This is a genomic window from Hallerella succinigenes (assembly GCF_002797675.1).
Lineage (GTDB): Bacteria > Fibrobacterota > Fibrobacteria > Fibrobacterales > Fibrobacteraceae > Hallerella > Hallerella succinigenes.
Genome location: NZ_PGEX01000001.1, coordinates 522,217 through 539,273 on the forward strand (window position 1 = coordinate 522,217; position 17,057 = coordinate 539,273).

General features: G+C 50.4%; 14 protein-coding genes. 2 read left to right on the forward strand and 12 right to left on the reverse strand.

From position 1 onward, the window contains the following. Positions 1-24: 24 nt before the first annotated feature. The 10 genes from BGX16_RS02250 to BGX16_RS02295 all read right to left on the reverse strand — a co-directional run bounded on the left by BGX16_RS02250 (position 25) and on the right by BGX16_RS02295 (position 8,357). On the reverse strand, positions 25-354 hold the full coding sequence (locus tag BGX16_RS02250) for a type II toxin-antitoxin system RelE/ParE family toxin (protein ID WP_100424593.1): 330 nt from the start codon (positions 352-354) through the stop codon (positions 25-27). Continuing rightward, positions 344-619, reverse strand: coding sequence for a type II toxin-antitoxin system Phd/YefM family antitoxin (locus BGX16_RS02255; protein ID WP_100424594.1), 276 nt, complete (start codon positions 617-619; stop codon positions 344-346). Before BGX16_RS02255 ends, BGX16_RS02250 begins: the two co-directional genes overlap by 11 nt. Before the next feature lie 145 nt (positions 620-764). Further along, on the reverse strand, positions 765-1,544 hold the full coding sequence (locus tag BGX16_RS02260) for a succinate dehydrogenase/fumarate reductase iron-sulfur subunit (RefSeq protein WP_100424595.1): 780 nt from the start codon (positions 1,542-1,544) through the stop codon (positions 765-767). Next, complete coding sequence (locus tag BGX16_RS02265; RefSeq protein WP_100424596.1) at positions 1,544-3,457, reverse strand: fumarate reductase/succinate dehydrogenase flavoprotein subunit; 1,914 nt, start codon at positions 3,455-3,457, stop codon at positions 1,544-1,546. Before BGX16_RS02265 ends, BGX16_RS02260 begins: the two co-directional genes overlap by 1 nt. Position 3,458: 1 nt before the next feature. Beyond that, positions 3,459-4,319, reverse strand: coding sequence for a succinate dehydrogenase cytochrome b subunit (locus tag BGX16_RS02270; RefSeq protein ID WP_100424597.1), 861 nt, complete (start codon positions 4,317-4,319; stop codon positions 3,459-3,461). A gap of 27 nt (positions 4,320-4,346) precedes the next feature. Then, positions 4,347-4,802, reverse strand: coding sequence for a nucleoside-diphosphate kinase (gene ndk, locus BGX16_RS02275; protein WP_100424598.1), 456 nt, complete (start codon positions 4,800-4,802; stop codon positions 4,347-4,349). A 48-nt stretch (positions 4,803-4,850) separates the two neighbouring features. Continuing rightward, positions 4,851-6,908, reverse strand: a complete 2,058-nt coding sequence (locus BGX16_RS02280) for a hypothetical protein (protein ID WP_157797832.1) — start codon at positions 6,906-6,908, stop codon at positions 4,851-4,853. Positions 6,909-6,937: 29 nt separating this feature from the next. Next, on the reverse strand, positions 6,938-7,297 hold the full coding sequence (locus BGX16_RS02285; protein WP_100424600.1) for an STAS domain-containing protein: 360 nt from the start codon (positions 7,295-7,297) through the stop codon (positions 6,938-6,940). After that, on the reverse strand, positions 7,294-8,079 hold the full coding sequence (locus tag BGX16_RS02290; RefSeq protein WP_100424601.1) for an ATP-binding protein: 786 nt from the start codon (positions 8,077-8,079) through the stop codon (positions 7,294-7,296). Before BGX16_RS02290 ends, BGX16_RS02285 begins: the two co-directional genes overlap by 4 nt. Next, positions 8,076-8,357: a hypothetical protein gene (locus BGX16_RS02295; RefSeq protein WP_100424602.1), complete on the reverse strand. Its 282-nt coding sequence runs from the start codon at positions 8,355-8,357 to the stop codon at positions 8,076-8,078. The genes BGX16_RS02290 and BGX16_RS02295 overlap by 4 nt, the downstream gene beginning before the upstream one ends. A gap of 41 nt (positions 8,358-8,398) precedes the next feature. Between BGX16_RS02295 and BGX16_RS02300 the strand changes: the two genes are divergently transcribed. Continuing rightward, positions 8,399-12,274: a translocation/assembly module TamB domain-containing protein gene (locus tag BGX16_RS02300; protein WP_157797833.1), complete on the forward strand. Its 3,876-nt coding sequence runs from the start codon at positions 8,399-8,401 to the stop codon at positions 12,272-12,274. Next, positions 12,274-14,181, forward strand: coding sequence for a BamA/TamA family outer membrane protein (locus BGX16_RS02305; RefSeq protein ID WP_100424604.1), 1,908 nt, complete (start codon positions 12,274-12,276; stop codon positions 14,179-14,181). Before BGX16_RS02300 ends, BGX16_RS02305 begins: the two co-directional genes overlap by 1 nt. Positions 14,182-14,201: 20 nt before the next feature. On the opposite strand, the gene BGX16_RS02310 is transcribed toward BGX16_RS02305, so the two are convergent. Both BGX16_RS02310 and BGX16_RS02315 read right to left on the reverse strand, forming a co-directional pair. Beyond that, on the reverse strand, positions 14,202-15,692 hold the full coding sequence (locus tag BGX16_RS02310) for a glycoside hydrolase family 13 protein (protein WP_338072472.1): 1,491 nt from the start codon (positions 15,690-15,692) through the stop codon (positions 14,202-14,204). A gap of 47 nt (positions 15,693-15,739) precedes the next feature. Then, on the reverse strand, positions 15,740-16,954 hold the full coding sequence (locus BGX16_RS02315; RefSeq protein WP_100424606.1) for an IS256 family transposase: 1,215 nt from the start codon (positions 16,952-16,954) through the stop codon (positions 15,740-15,742). Positions 16,955-17,057 lie beyond the last annotated feature (103 nt).

Here is a 17,057-nt window from a genome sequence, read left to right on the forward strand (position 1 = left end):
ATGTTCATTTCAAAAAAAAGACACTCACCGCATCATTCGTTTCCAAACCGCATCGTCAATATTTCGTCGCGAATCAATAACAGTCAAAACAACAATACGCTCTGTATCCTTGCGATAAAAAATGCGCCAAGGAGCTACGACCAATTCCCGATATCCACCGATTTGCAAAGCTTCCAATTCTGCAGGGACCTTCCCCATCTCCGGGAACTTTTCCAAGTTTTCACATTCGGTCTTGATCTTTGCAAATATCTGCCGAGCATTTTGCAGACTGTTCTCTGCAATGTACAAGACAATCCCTCTTAAATCTGCAGCGGCGGATTCTGTCCATTCTACAGCGAACTTTTTACTTGGCATTCAGTTCCTTCTCCAAAGAAGCAAAGAGATCTTTTTGACGGATGATTTTGCCTTTCGCAACTTCGCCTTCGCTTTGCGCAAACAGCTTAAAAAGCTTTAAACCGTCTTGCATCGACTGGTAAGTGTCAATGTCCAAAAGGACTCCCCTCGCCTCGCCATTTTGCGTCACAATATAAGGAGATCGCGTCTCACAGACATGATCCAAGACCTTCGCCGCATTGGCCTTGACATACGAGATAGGTTTAATGTTTTTTAATTCCGACATACATTCTCGCACTGGACTGAATTCAATACTAAATATAGTCTTTTCAAAACCGGATACAAAAAAAGGACCGCCTTTTTCAAAGCAGTCCTTTTTCAAAGCTAAGGTTTGCTTCGTGCCTACGGCACTCGCAATAACACTGAGCGGATTAGTCCTTACCGTAGACCTTTTCCGCGTAGGTAGCCGTAGCCATCAGGTATTCGCGGTTCATCTTAGCGATGTAATCCACGGTAATACCCTTCGGGCAAGCCGCCTGGCATTCGTAAAGGTTCGTGCAGTTGCCGAAGCCTTCCTTATCCATCTGGGCGACCATCGCAAGAACGCGCTTCTTCGCTTCGACCTTGCCCTGCGGCAAGAAGCTCAGGTGAGAAACCTTGGCAGAAACGAAGAGCATTGCGGAAGAGTTCTTACAGGCAGCGACGCAAGCACCGCAACCAATGCAAGCCGCAGCGTCGAACGCACGGTCAGCCTGATCCTTCGGAACCGGAATAGAAGCGGCTTCCGGAGCGGCACCCGTATTCACGCTGACAAAGCCGCCAGCCTGAATAATACGGTCGAACGCGCTACGGTTTACAACGCAGTCCTTGATGACCGGGAATGCCGAAGCACGCCACGGTTCGATCACGATCGTATCGCCATCCTTGAACTTGCGCATGTGAAGCTGGCAAGTGGTAATGCCATGGTCAGGACCATGCGGCATACCGTTGATCACGAGAGAGCACATACCGCAAATACCTTCACGGCAGTCGTGGTCGAAAGCAAAGCCTTCCTTGCCCTGCTTCATTTCGCGATCGTTGACGATATCGAGCATTTCGAGGAAAGACATATCCGGGGAAATGCCGTCGATTTTTACAGTTTCAAATTGACCTTTGGTCTTGGCATTCGGCTGACGCCAGATTTTCAAAGTCAGATGCATATTTCCGCTCATTATTTGTAACTCCGGGTCACGAGGTGAACATTATCGAATGTGAGAGGTTCCTTGGAGAGTTCCGGCGCCTGTCCGTCACCCTTGTATTCCCAAGCACCGACATAGCAGAAGTTTTCGTCGTCGCGCATCGCTTCGCCTTCTGCAGTCTGATGTTCTTCACGGAAATGACCACCGCAGGATTCTTCACGGTGCAAAGCGTCGCGTGCGAGGAGTTCCGCGAATTCGAGGAAGTCTGCCACGTGGTTTGCATTTTCGAGATTCTGGTTGAAGTCACCTTCGCTACCGAGCACGTTCGCATTGTTCCAGAATTCGTCACGGATTTCCGGAATGCGTTCGAGAGCCTTTTCAAGACCTGCCTTGTTACGGCCCATGCCGACGTAATCCCACATCACCTGACCGAGTTCACGGTGAATGTCGGAAACGTTGCGCTTACCGTGGATGTTCAAGATCTTGTTCAAGCGTTCCATCGTCTGAGCTTCCGCAGCCTTGAACGCCGGATCCGAAGCAGAAACCTTTTCAAGCTTCGTGCCTGCGAAGTAACCGCCGATGGTGTACGGAATCACGAAGTAACCATCGGAAAGGCCCTGCATCAAAGCAGAAGCGCCAAGACGGTTAGCACCGTGGTCAGAGAAATTCGCTTCACCGAGAACGAAGCAGCCCGGGATCGTGCTCATCAAGTTGTAGTCTACCCAGAGACCACCCATGGTATAGTGGCTAGCCGGGTAAATGCGCATCGGAACCTTGTACGGGTCTTCGTCGGTAATCTTTTCATACATCTGGAAGAGGTTACCATACTTGGCAGAAACGCCCGACACGCCCATGCGCTTAATAGCATCAGCAAAGTCGAGGTAAACGGCACGCTTCGTTGCACCCACACCCATGCCTTGGTCGCAGACCATCTTTGCATTGCGGGAAGCCACGTCACGCGGCACCAAGTTACCAAAGGACGGATAACGTTCTTCGAGGTAGTAGTAACGTTCGTCTTCCGGAATTTCGTTAGCCGGGCGGGTATCGCCGACCTTTTTCGGAACCCAAATACGACCGTCGTTACGGAGAGATTCACTCATCAACGTGAGTTTCGACTGGTGATCGCCGGTAACCGGAATGCAAGTCGGGTGAATCTGCGTGTAGCACGGGTTTGCAAAGAGCGCACCCTTCTTATAAGCCTGCCAAGCCGGGCTCACGTTACAGCCCTTTGCGTTGGTAGAAAGGTAGAAGACGTTGCCGTAGCCACCCGTTGCAAGGCAGACTGCATCAGCTTCATAGCTTTCAAGAGCACCGGTAATGAGGTTACGCACCACGATACCGCGAGCCTTACCGTCAATGACGACGAGGTCCTGCATATCGCGACGCGGGAACAGCTTCACAGAACCCTTAGCGACCTGGCGCATCATCGCCTGGTAAGCGCCGAGAAGGAGCTGCTGACCGGTCTGGCCTCGTGCATAGAACGTACGGGAAACCTGAGTACCACCGAAGGAACGGTTAGCAAGAAGTCCACCGTAGTCACGGCCGAACGGAACGCCCTGAGCCACGCACTGGTCAATAATCAAATTCGAGTTTTCAGCGAGACGATGCACGTTCGCTTCACGTGCGCGGAAGTCACCGCCCTTCACGGTATCGTAGAAGAGACGATAAACGGAGTCGCCGTCGTTCGTATAGTTCTTGGCTGCGTTGATACCGCCCTGTGCTGCAATGGAGTGTGCACGACGTGGCGAGTCTTGATAGCAGAACGCAAGAACGTTGTAGCCAAGTTCACCGAGGGAGGCTGCGGCACTTGCACCAGCAAGACCCGTACCGACGACGATGACCTTGAATTTACGCTTGTTGGTCGGGTTCACGAGTTTGAGTTCAAACTTGTGACGCGTCCATTTTTCGGAGATAGAACCACCAGGAATATGGGCATCCAGAATCATATTAGCGAGCTCCTTCCTTGTTCATGACGTAGGAATACTGGAAACCATCTTCAAGCTTCACGGCGGAAGTCTTCTTGGATTCCTTTTCCTGCATCTGCTGTTGCTTCTGAACTTCAAGCTTCTGCTGGTAGACTTCGCTACGAGCCACTTCACGCATCTTCTTGACTTCATCGGTGTTAGCGATGTAGCAAGAGAAAGCGGCTTCGAAAGCGAAACCGAGCGCCACGATTACGCTGTAGACAACGCCTGCGAGGTCGATAATCGGAGTCCACTTCTGGTGAGCGACACCCATCGTCTGGAATGCAGAAGAAATCGCGTGGAACAAGTGCATGCCGATAACAAACATGCTGATCAAATAGAAGACGGTCCAGAACGGACTTGCGAACATGTCGATCGTCGTGAGCCACATGTCACGAATGATCATGCCTTTTTCATTTTCGTACAGGTAGTGAACGCCGAACTTGAGAACCATCAAATGCTGGATCACGAAGCCGAGAACGAAAATGCCGGACCAAATCATGGTGAAGCTTGCGAAAGTCTTGTGACCCTTGCGAGCGTTCACTTCATAAGCTTCAGGACCGCGAGCCTTGCGGTTTTCAATCTTCAGCTTAATAGCGAGGCCGACGTGAATGATGAACAGAGCCACAAGTCCGAGTTCGATGAAATAAATCATCGGCTTCATTCCCGTGAGCAACTGCGTGTAAGCGTTGTAGTGGGCCTGCGCGACAGATTGGTCCAAGTTGATAAGTTGCAAGTTACCAACCATGTGTCCAAAGATGAACAGCGCAAGGCATGCACCGCTAGCACCCATGATCTGCTTCTTACCGATAGAAGAAGTCAGATACTTGATTATCCATTGCATGTGGTTTTGTCTCCTTAAGTGTGAATATTAGCCGAGAACGGTGCAAGCCTTGTTGGAAGCCGCTTCGTACTCATAAAGATCTTCTTTCTTGAACCAGAAAGCCACTTCGCGTTCAGCGCTTGCCGGGCTATCGGAACTGTGGACGACATTTTCGGTCATCGACGGGGCAAAGTCGTAACGGAGCGTACCCGGTTCAGCCTTGGCCGGATTGGTAGCGCCGTTGATTGCGCGGACAGCCGCAATTGCGTTTTCACCAGCGAGAGCGATCATGACCGAAGGTCCCTTGGTCATGTACGCTTCGAGTTCCGGAAAGAACGGCTTGTTCACGTGTTCTGCATAAAAACCGCGGGCTTCTTCAGAAGTCATCTGGTGCAACTTGAGACCGACAACCGAGAGACGAGCGCTCGTGTAGCGATCCAAAATGCGACCGATAAGACCTGACTTCACGCCATTCGGCTTGATCATAGCAAATGTCATTTCCATAATATTATACCGCCTTGAAAGGTTGTCCAAATATAATTATTTCGTCTTTTATTCCTGCTCGGAAATCTTCCGATTCAATTCTTCCGACAGTTTTCCGCCGCTTTGGATGTCTTTAATAAGCCATTCCACCGACTCACGGAGGTCACTTTTCGGGTATTTTTCCATAAATTGAGTCAAAACAGCGAGAGCAGCGGTGTCCTTCTTCAAATTTTCACGCAGCTGGAAGCCACGGGCGAACATCGCCTTTTCCGCGAACGGAGATTCGGGCCACATCGCGAGGAAGGCCGCATATTCCTTTTCGGATTCCACAAATTTTCCGCGTTCCGCATCGAGCTTCGCAAGTTCGAGGATCGAACGGGCATACAAGGAGTCTTCTTCATCGACCGAAAGATCCTTGATGCGTTCCCACGTGAGCCATGCACCAGAAAGGTTCCTGTTCGCATACATGGAATCTGCACGAGCTTGCAAATCCTCTGTCGAGAAGAGGTCTTCTCGCGGCAGGTAAAACTTGTCGATGACCGAAACCGGATGCTTCTTGAAGGCTTCCCTTCTAAAGCGTTCAAACCAGCTGCGGGCAAAGCCTGCCGCCGCACCCTTGTAAACGAGTACCTTGATTGAATCCAAGTTTTCCGTTTTCGGAAGCTTATCCTGTTCACGGTAATATTCGTACAGGAAAGCCTTGTCCGGTGTCTGAGCAAAAACGCCCATGTCGCCGGAGACCTGTTCCAAAGTCGCATTCGGGAAAATTGCCGCGCCATACTTTGCAAAAACTGTCTTCAAAGAATCTTCCGGAGTAAAGAAGCCATTCTTCGCAAGCGAGTCAGAGAAAGCCTTTCGGTAGAAAGACATCTTGGCCATGAGCTGCAACTTGTTGAAGAGATCCGTCTTGTCGAGACCTGCGTCACGAGCCGCCAAGGCTTTGAGCTTCCACGTCGAAATCATCTGTACGCGGCGACGGCGCGGATACTGCGGACGAAGACGCTCCGGAAGTTCCAGATACAAGCCTCGCACATCCTTTTCGGTAACGAACGGCTTGCCGTCGATTGTCGCAAGCACATAGTTCGAATCCAGCGGGAGATCCTTACCGCCCGAAATTTTGCTTTCGATTTCCAAGGTAACGCTGTCGAGAGGCGCGCCATTGAATTCCGCAGCATGTGCGTCGTAATACTTTTGCACTTCCGGATATCGGATCGGTTCCAAGCGATACTTGTAACGCGCCTGTAACAGGCTGTCGCCACTATGCCCCGCCATCAGGTTCTTGAATTCCATCACGAAGCGTTCCGCAATGACCGAGTCGCGGCCTTCTTCCGGCAAAACGTCCGGTGCGCGGCGCAGCAGAACCTTCAAGGCGACAGAAGTCGACGGCCCTTGGATGAGGCGAACTTCACCGACCGCCAAGGAATCCTTGCCAAAGAGAATTTCACGGACGGAATCTACGGCCATAACCCCTTCACGCGAATTCGAAAGAAGGGTTTCACGCTTCAAGCCTTGGATATCCGCAAGTGGAACCTTACGAGAATCCAAGTCCGCAAAAGCTTTGTTCACAAGAGCCGTATCAGCGGATACCACGTAGGCAAGTTCCACCTTGGAAATCGTCTGGGCATCGAGAAGTCTTTTGGTATAGCCTTGGAGCGTTCCGGAGTTTTCCTTCAGATACAGCTGCATCGCCACATTTTCGCGGCAATCGCTCAGACGATTGCAAGAATCCTTGGCGAACAAAGCCTTATTCTTGTCAAAATATTCCTGCAGAGCCGCATCCGTATGGCAAAGGTTCTGGGAGACGTAGAATTCGTCAAAGGCACGCATCAAGAAGCGATCCTGCAAATTCACCATCGTCTGCTGGATGTTCGGGTTTTCTTCCCCCACAAGCTTCTTCGCTTCTTGGTAGATCATGCGGGCTTCGATGATATTTTCAAGAGCCGCCTTTTCCTGACCCGGTTCCGCAAAAGAACGGGAAGCCCGCTTCAAAAAATCCACATCGGACTGGTAAATTTTTTCCGCACCCACCTGAGCGACAATCTTATCCGCAGGCTTGGACTGGCATCCAAACAACGCGCAAAGGCTCAACGCAGAGCCGACAGACGCAAGTATTCTAAACGTTTTCATCAAAGAAAAGCTCCAAAAGGTCTAACAAATTAATTCAGGGAAGCAAGTGCTTCTTCCAAGGTCCTGTGGATTTCCAACAGCTGGTCCGCACCGATGATTTCGATGATTTCCAGAACGTTTTCGTTCACGTTCGCCACTTTGAAAACGCCGCCAACGCCTTTCACCTTCTTGTTTACAAAAAGGAGTGCGCCAAGACCCGTACTGTTGATGTAGCGCAAACGGGAAAAATCCGCGACAAGAGTCGTCACTTCACCGTCCAAGAGTTCGACGATCCGATTGGACGTCGCCTCGGCATTGGTGGAATCCAAATCGCCGACGAAGCGCAACAGGCGTGCCTTAGGACAATTTTCAATGGTTTCAATGCTCAAGAGTTCTGGATTTTCACTCATTTTCCCTCGCGTATCCTGACAATGTCGACTTCCACGCGGCGCGGTTCTACGCGGTAACGCATTTCAGACGACAGTTTTTTTACAAGTACAATTCCGCGGCCTCTTACCGAGTCCGGGTTCATTTTGGGATGTTCATACTTTTCAATCAAAGCCTTTTGAGCTTCATCGGAAAGTTCTTCACACTGGTTCGCCACCGTCAAATTGATTTTCAACTTGTCGAATTTCATCTTCAGTTCAAAGACGCCATCAACCGGCTTACCATGTTCAATTGCGTTATTCGCCAGTTCATCGACAATCGATTCCATGATGAAGGCGTCTTTTTTCCCGTAGCCCTTGCTACGCAAAATTCCCTCGATTAAACGGCGAGTCGGCGGAACGACTGAAGTATTTGCGGGCAAAACCAAATTCACTTCTCGCGAAGCGCCTTTGTATTCCCAACGGAAATGGTCCACGTATGCCTGCAGATTGCGGAATGCCGGAATCACTAGGTCCACGCCCATGAGCTTGAGCTTTTCGGCAAGGCGCGCATGAGCGGAAAAAACGGAAATGCTCCCTAAACGCGCAACGACCCGGGACCGCAGTCCCATAATCGCTCCGACAGCAGGCGAGCTTAAAAAGTTGACTTCGGAAAGGTCCACAGCCCAGTGCAGGGCGCCTTTCCCATAGTATTCGTCCACTAGAGCGGTAATTTGCGGAATTTCATTCAATCCGATATCACCGCTCAGTTTGAGCAGCGTGACTTCGGGCTCTTCGGCTAAGGGCTTTACAACAACTTGATTCATGCGACGGGGATTTCCCTTTTGGCAACCGGTTGATGGTCAGCGCCCAAAACGACAATCGAAATCGTCGTCGGTTCTGCCGAAATTTCAAGCGAAAAACAAGAATCCTTCCACGCAGAGAGTTCCTGTTCAAACAATTGTTCAGTTTCCTTTTCCACACAAGCTAACGCCGCTTCAGAGACGTCCAAAGCGGACGCATAGTCCTCGACGGATTTTTTCAGAGTCGGGAAAAAATCCTCATCGGCAGAAACAGCTAGGTGAATGGTTCGAATACCTTCCATACACCCCCAATATATATAGTTTTCTAGTTATATTGCAATATGTGAAACGGTTAAAGCCCGCTGTCGCCATTGGCATTTTCGCCATATTCGTAGGTTGCCTTGTGGCTTTAGCCTGGTTTGGACGCTATTATCTTAGTCTATATCTGAACACTTCCCACACCTACGGGGTCGTCCAAGTCCACTTCCAAGGGCATTCTTCGGGCGGTCTTTTGGACCACCGGTGGAATTCTATCCGGGTAGAAGGCCCTGGTTTTGACGTTGCTGTGCAAAAACCGCAGGTCAAAGCCCATATTATGCTTTCGCCCACAGAAGACTTTATCCATGTCGATATGGATACGGTGAAAGCAAAGATCCAGCCGTCCCAGTTCCCCAAATCCGAAAACGACACAGCGGCGTTCGCCATCCCGGATTTTCGCATTCCGCTGGACGCACGCGTAAGAATCGGCCACGTGCAAGCCGATGTGGATTCCGTCGGCAGTTGGAGCGTCGATTCCCTCAAGGTCAAACCTCTCGGCAACCGTGCGGCACAGCTTTCCTTCCAAGAAGCTCAAGGGGATTATTTGGAAAGGAAGATTTCGGGCAAGGTAATTCTCTCTTGGCAGGGCGAGTTCCTTTCGGCAAATGTCAAAGCGATTACCGAAGATAACGATAGCGTCACCGTCGCCCTCAACGCCCCGCAGAACTCCCTCAGCGATATTTCGGGAACGGCCGAGCTTCACGTCAAAAATCCGAAGAAGCTCGTCAAAGGCGCGATTCCAAAAAGCGTTTCTATCAAAGACATCCATGTGAACGCTTCGTTTAGCGCAAATACGGAAAAGAAGAAGTTTTCTTACGACGCTCGTCTCCGTACAAAGCTTGGCGCCTTTTGGCCATTGCCCGCCTTGAACGCGGACCTGCGGGTGCAGAGCAACGAAAAAATGAACTTCGTTGTGAACGGAAAACTGACCGGGAAAAATTCAAGTCAGCGCATCGACATTCGAGGCAGGGTCGATAAGAACCTGAACGGTAAAGTCAACGTGAACATTCAAGGCATTGAAGCTTTGTTCGGTCCCAGGTTCCAGCCGCTTGACTGTTCCGTTTCTGCCACCAAGAATTCCAAGGACGCGTTGAGCGCCCATGTGATTACCAAAGCAGGCTCGATCGTCAACGCAGAAATCTCCGGTCTCGACAAGGGTCCGTTTAACATTGATTTTACAGGCGACATCGCCGCGAACGAAGCTTGGACAAGACGTTGGAGCGGAGAGCATTTGAAGCTGAACACGCGTCCGCAGGTAAAGGGTTCTTTTCACGATGGGAAATTACATGCCGACGTAGCGATTGCCCCGGTAGAATACGCTTATACGATGAAGGCGGATTCCGTTTTCACCTCTCTTGTTTTGGACAAAAACGGAATCGACTTTATCAAGGGATTTATTCGAACGCCAAAAGAAAACTTCACCTTTACGGGTGACGTGAAATGGAAAGATTCCATCCCGCATACTTCTTGGCAGGTGAACCAATCCGACGGCGGTTACGGCAAAGCGTTCATCACCTTGGATTTGGAAATGGAAAGCGAAGCGCACAAGGTTCGTCTTTCCACGATTCCATTTGCAGACACGACCTTGCTCCAAGGTCTCGACGGTATTGCGACCGGTACGTTCAACCAAAACTTTGAATTTTGGAACGGCAACATTGAGTTGGACGTGGAAACGGAGATTGCCCAAATTCCTTTGAACGGGCACTTCCAGTTGCACAATTCCATCGACAGCATCTCTCTCGACAAGGCTTTGATTTCTACAGGTACAAACTCGATTGAAATCGAAGGCTCCGCGTTATTGCATTACGATTCAACCGAAGCTTTCTTTACCAGTGCAAAACTCGTGGACGTTTGGGCGTCGACCGACAAGTTTGACATTCCGCTTCTGCTTGCGCCTTATGAAAAGTCTCCACTTGCCACGGGTATGTTTAGCGGAAACGTTTCGTACCGCAAAGGCAGCGGTCTTCAAGGTTCCCTGCAGTTCTCGAACTTGAGTCTCAAGAATGTTTCCCCGGACTTTTTCTCGATTCCCAAGCTCGATGTCTTTGCGGAAACAGAAAAGATGCAGATTTCAGGCAACATCAGCGCGGGCGAGCGCACCTGGAACGGTGACTTGCAGATTGACGTGAACGGACTTCTAGAACCGAAGCGGCATATCTTTGCGTACTTCACAACGCCTGTCGGCGGCACCGCTTGGCTCGACGGCGACATTGATTCAACATTCAAATGGTCAGGCAAGGCCCAGCTGACCGGTTCTTGGTTCCTGCCCGAAAACATGGGTGAAATCGTTTACACGGATTTCAAGGCAGACGCGACTGGTGACTTGCGACACGTCCTCGACAGCTTAAATCTTTCGTTCCATTCCGATTCCACAGCAATCGACACTAAACGCGGTTTTCCAATTTTGCCGGTTTCTTTTAGTGGAACATTCAAGGATGGCATTTTCAACATTCCAGATGCAAAGCTGACAAACTCGCAAGGCGAATCCATTCTCGCAAGCGCAAGTTACAACCTCAAGAGCGGAACGCTAGGCAGCGTGGACATCAACACCGACCAGTTCTCGCTCACCTGGAATCAAATCCACCATATTCGTTTGAGCAAAATCAACGGTCACTTGGAAGATTCCGAAAAGGAATTCACCCTTTCGCTGCAACTGGACACGATTTCTTACAAATTAAACAAGCCTGAATGGGGCGACGCAGACGCATCGGCACACGGTACCGCTATCGTTCACTTGCCGCATGCCGTGAACGGAAGCTTTGCAAACCCCACGATTGAAGGGAACTTCCTATTGAACCGTGCCGTTTACAAGAAAGACTTCTCGGTGGAAATTGGATTTGGCAGTTTGAGCAAAATTTCAGCAACGCTTTCCGGATTCTTTACCAAGGTGCGCCGTACAAGACCTCCACTGAAAAAGACCGCCGCCAAATCCCGACCGCTTAACCTTTCGCTCCACATCAGCGATTCCCAGCGTGATACGATTGCAATCCTTACCAACCTTGCAAACTTCCCGCTGACCGTAGACCTTTGGGTTCTCGGAACCACCGACCATCCGCTGCTCCGAGGAGACATCAACAACTCCGCAAACGGAACGATCGGTCTCAAGGATCTTTTCCAGTTCGATCTGGAATCCTTTGCGATTTCTTTCCAAGACGTTCCATGGGACAGAGGAACTATCCACGTTTCAAGCGTTCAGAATTTGCCGTACTGTAAAACGACAGAGAACCGTGACGAAGATGAAACTTGCCCGGTGCACCTAGACATTCTCGGTACGCTGACCGCGCCAAAGCCAATGCCGAGCGCAAACTGCGGAGTAGACGATTCCCCAGCTTCGCTATATTACAGTGTTCTTCTCGGCTGTATGTCGGAAGAAGAAAATTCGACAATCGACAGAAATAAGGTGGCAGGAAAACTCATCGGTAGCGTTCTCACGACAACGGCAAACAAAACGCTTGGCGGTGAATATGTGGGCGACATCAGTATGAAGCTCAAACTGTTTGACGAAGAAACTATCTCCGAAAAGGATTCGAGCTACCTCATGATTCCGATTTCACTCGACCGTTGGGTCAAAGATTTAAGCTTTGTCTTTGGATACAAGCAGGACCAGAGTGAAACACCGACATACGACCGCGCTCTCGAAGCGGGCATCACTTATACGATTCCCGCCTTCTCGGAAGAAGACAAGACCAAAAACCCGGAACATTACAGTCCAAAGCTCGACTTCGGTGCAAACCTGATTTCAAAGAACTACATTACCACGACAGATGAAGACGAACACCGTCTAGAGAAAAACGTGGGCTTTCACTACAGCTACAAATTCTGGTCTCCGCGCCTATTCGGATTTGGAAAAACTTCCGAAGAAAAGAAGAAAGAAAAAGAAGCAGAAAAGGAGAAGAAGTGATGCAAAAACTCCTTTGGATTCTCCTTTTCTTTTCTGTCGCGCTTTGGGCTATAGAACCGGATGCGGACACTACAGCCGTTCCGATTAAAAATCCGTGGAAGGTCTCGTTCATCGGCAACCACCTTTATTCCGACGAAGAGCTGGCTATAGAACTGGACATTCCGGAGGAATTCGGCATTGTCGATACGACGCGTCAAGACTTTTTGATGCGCGTCGCCAGAACCAACTTGGAACTTCTGTACTATTCTGCCGGTTACTTCAGCTATACGGCAAAACTTGAAGTGCTGCGCAATCACGTCGACAAAAACGACTCCGTCCCCTATACGCTTTACCGCTTCCGCATGGAAGAAGGCAAGCCTTACAAATTCAGCAAAATGCATATCGAGGGAGACTCCACCGCCGACACCGTGAAGCTCACGGGACTCCGCTTTAAGGAAGGAAGCGATTACGACCCGCTCGTCGTTCCGGACGATGTGCAACAGATCCAGGTTCTTTACCGTGAAAAGGGATACCTGCATGTTCGCGCGGATTACCTCGAATACCTCGACACCTTGAATCACCAGGTAAACGTCGAAATCTACATCGAGCCCGGAAAACAGGTGCGCATGGGAGATTTCTCGAGCCATACTCAAAAGCCGCCACGCATTGCAAAGCTTGACACCACCGATACCGAAGGCTTATCGGATACCGCCTGGCTGAATTCTCTTTGGCGAATTCCCAAGGGAGAAGTGATCAACGGAAAAACCTATGCAACCTTCCGCAGCAAACTTCTTTCTACCCAGATATTTACCTCGATTCACCTGGAAGACTCTCCACGAAACGACAGCCTTTCCGACATTCACTTTAGCGCCGTCGAACGCATGCCTGGCGAAGCACACTACTCCGTCTTCTTTGAAGAAGTTTACGGCTTTGGTGCATCGGCAATGGTCAAGCACAAGAACTTCCTTGGGCACTTCCACGAAGGATCGGCAAGCATTCTCGTGGCGCAGAATAAACAGGAACTCACCCTCGGTTATGCAAACCCGCTTTTATTCGGAACGCGCTTTAACTTCATTCCGACGGCAATCCGTTTTGATGACCACATCAGCTTTAACCACGAAAAGACTTCCCCGCCAGCGTACCCGGACAGCACCGAAGAACGCTACGAAGTCATCAACCGTGGAGACTTGACCTTCGGCCTTTCCAAAAACATCCGCTTTCGCGCAACCCTCGATACGCGTTTTGTGCAAAAGAATGAATCGCGTCTGTTCAAAGTGAAAGGCGAAACCGCGTTGGCATTTGACTTTACCGATGATTACTTCAACCCGACAAAGGGTCTCCGCTTTGCTCCGCGTCTTGGTGCAGGTGCAAACTTTACCGGTAACATCCGGAACGCCGAAATGAAGGGAAATCCGTACACCTATGGCGAATTGACATCGACCGGATACCTGCCGCTATTTGGGCCGTTCCTTTCTGCAGGCAGCGTAAGCTATGGACGTTTCTTTGACAAAGCGATGGAAGACGATGCCCGCATCTTCTACCAGGGTGGTTCCCGAACCGTCCGCGGTTACCGTTTCCGCAGCATTTATCCGAGCTATACAAGTACCGATGAAGAAGGCGAAGAAGTCATCCACACGGGACTTACACCGCAGTATTTACGCTTTAACGTAGAACTGCGCATCAATTCCCCCTTTGAAGCCATCAAGAACTGGCAACTGGTGGAATTCTACGACTGGACGCACGTCAGCGACAAGAACAGCGGTCTTTACAGCGGAAAGACAAACGCCGCCTTCGGAACGGGCATCCGTTACAAATGGGAATTCCTGACTTTACGTCTGGACTATACCTTCAAAAAGGATTTCTCGAACTGGGGAATGGAATCGTTCTCCTTTCAGAGAATCAACTTCGACTTGTCCCAAGCGTTCTAAACGCGCCGACGCAAGAGCCTTTATTCAAAAAGATTCGCTTCGAATGGACGGAGAACGCCAAGCGTCGGCGCTTCCTCGTTCGAAAGCAAAAGCTTTTGATCGCTTAAAAGAGAGAGAGCATAGCGGGCGTCTTTTTCAGAAAGGTTCACAAGTACAGTCATCGTTTTACCGTCAAGCGATCTGCGGAAGGCAAAGATCTGCGGATCTTCGGCAAGGATCGGCGTAAAGGTTCCCTGTAGCAGCACCGGGTTTTCTTTGCGAAGGCGTACCAGTTTGCGGAAATATGCCAACGGAGAATTTGAATCCTTTTCCTGAGTGGCAACGTTCAGCTGCACAAAGTTTTCATTCAGCGGAAGCCAAGGCTTTCCCGTCGTAAAGCCCGCATTGAATTCGGAGTCCCACTGCATCGGAGTGCGGGCGTTGTCACGGCTCAAGGCTTTCACAAAGCCAATCGCCTGTTCATGCGAAAAGCCTTCTTGGAGCGCCATCTCGTACTGGCTGCGGGAATTCAATTCGTTATAAGCGTCAATCGAATCCCACTCCACATTGCTCATCCCGATTTCTTCGCCTTCATATACAAAAGGCGTTCCCCGAAGGGTCAATAACAGCGTCATCAAAGCCTTACTCGCTAGAGCCTTATCCGCCGAATCCGGGAAATAAGCATTGACAGAACGTGGCTTATCATGATTTTCAAAGAAGACCGGATACCAGCCATTCGTCGCCGTTGCCTTCTCGCTTTGGAAAATCGCCTTCTTCAAATCCAAAGTCGAAAGCAAATTCGGGTTGTACCAAATGTCCCCACCCTGCAAATGGTTGAATTCAAAGAGCATGTCGAACACGCCTTCGCTCCCTACCCAATGCTTCAATTCTTCGGGACGAATGCCGTTCGCTTCGCCGACGGTGAAAACATTCTTGCCGTCCAAGACCTTCTTTTTGAATTCGTGCAAATAATCGAGAATGCCGTCCCGGTTGGCGGTCATTTCATGTATCAGCACCATACCGTCCGAAGCGTCCGGCTTCCCGTCTGCAAAATCCGCCGGTTTTTTGATGTAGACGACCGCGTCCATGCGGAATCCACCCACGCCTTTTTGAATCCAAAAATTCGCAATGTCGTAAAGCGCATTTCGCACTTCAGGATTTTCCCAGTTCAAGTCTGGCTGAAAATCGCCAAAGGTATGCAGGTAATACTGTTTGCGTTCTTCACACCATTTCCAAGCGGAACCGCCAAAGATTCCTCGCCAGTTGTTCGGTTTATCTCGCCAAATGAACCAGTCGCTCTTCGGATTATCCTTGCTCTTTTTCGATTCTTGAAACCAGGCGCTTTCTTCCGAAACATGGTTGAACACAAGATCCATCACAATTTTGATGTTCCGTTTGTCCGCTTCGGCAATCAGGTTTTCCATATCTTCCATGGTGCCATACAGCGGATTGATCTTGTAAAAATCCGCGACGTCATAACCGTTATCCTTCATCGGCGAAGCGTAAACAGGCGTAACCCAAATACAGCCCAGGTAGTGTCAAGGGTTTTTCGCAAAAATAGTTTGTCCCAACATCAGATCTAGGCTACATTTCCGTCCTTTTCCTGTTCCCGTTTCAGCTCGTTCTCCTTTTCCATCTCGTAAAGATGCTTCATGTTCAGGTATCTCTTGGTACCCCATTCCTTCGTGGCGATATGCCTTAGCCTAGCGCACACAAGCATCAGGGCAGATTCCCCGTCCGGGAAGCAACCCACAACCCGAGTCCTTCTGCGTATCTCCCGGTTCAGGCGTTCCAGGATGTTGTTCGTCCTTATGCTGCGCCAGTGTTCGTGCGGGAAGTCGAGATAGGTCAGCGTCTCCATCACGCCCTTGCGGTAAAGGTCTGCGGCGGATTTTAGCCCCATATCGCGCAGTTTCTGTTCTACGTCGGCAACCTTTTTCAGTGTCGCCTCCTTGTCTTCCTGGGCGTACGTAGCCTTCAGCAGGGGCATGGCCGAAGCGAGCTTGTTGCGAGGGATCTTTGTCATCAGGTTCCTGAAAAAATGCACCATGCAGCGTTGCCATTTCGCATCCGGGAACACTTCCGAGGCCGATTCCAGGAAGCCCAGGTGTTTGTCCGATGTGAACAGCCGGACGCCATTCAGGCCACGTTCCCTGAGGCTTACGAGGAAGCTACGCCAGCATTCCTTGCTTTCGCTTGCGCCCTCGCATGCTCCGAGTATCTCCCGGTAGCCGTCTTCGGACACCCCTATCGCGACAAGTACCGAGACGCTGGTCATTTCGCCGCCCCAGCTGCGCTTCAGGTAGATGCCGTCAACGAACACGTAGGGGTATTCCCCGCCTATGGCCCTGTTTCGCCATTCCTCGATCTTGCCGTATACCTTCTGGTTCAGGTTGCTGACGGTCGAGGCGCTGACCCGAGAGCCCCACAGGAGCTCCGTGACGTCTTCCACGCGGCGCACGGATACTCCCGCCAGGTACATCTCGATGAGAGACTCCTCCACGGACGATTCCCTGCGTCTGTAGCGCTCGATGATGGCGGTCTCGAACGGGGCCAGGCGCAGCTTGGGTACGGACAGGTCGACCTCTCCGGCGGAAGTCAGAAGCTTGCGGTGGTAATGACCGCTGCGGTAGTTCCTGCGCTCGTCAGTCCGCTCATGCCTTTCCGCGTTGCACAGCTCCGCGGCTTCCTCGTCCAGCATCGTGTTGAGGGTTTCCTCGATGGTCTTTCTAATGACTCCTTTCAGGTCGTTCTTGAGGCCTTCTTCGTCGATTTTGATTATATTGTTGTCCATAGGATGGTCCTTTTTAGGTTGATTTGTGATTATTTCAAATCTAAAAATTGGAACATCCTATTTTTTTTACTCCCTTAGAGGAATTTGCGAAAGAAAATATACG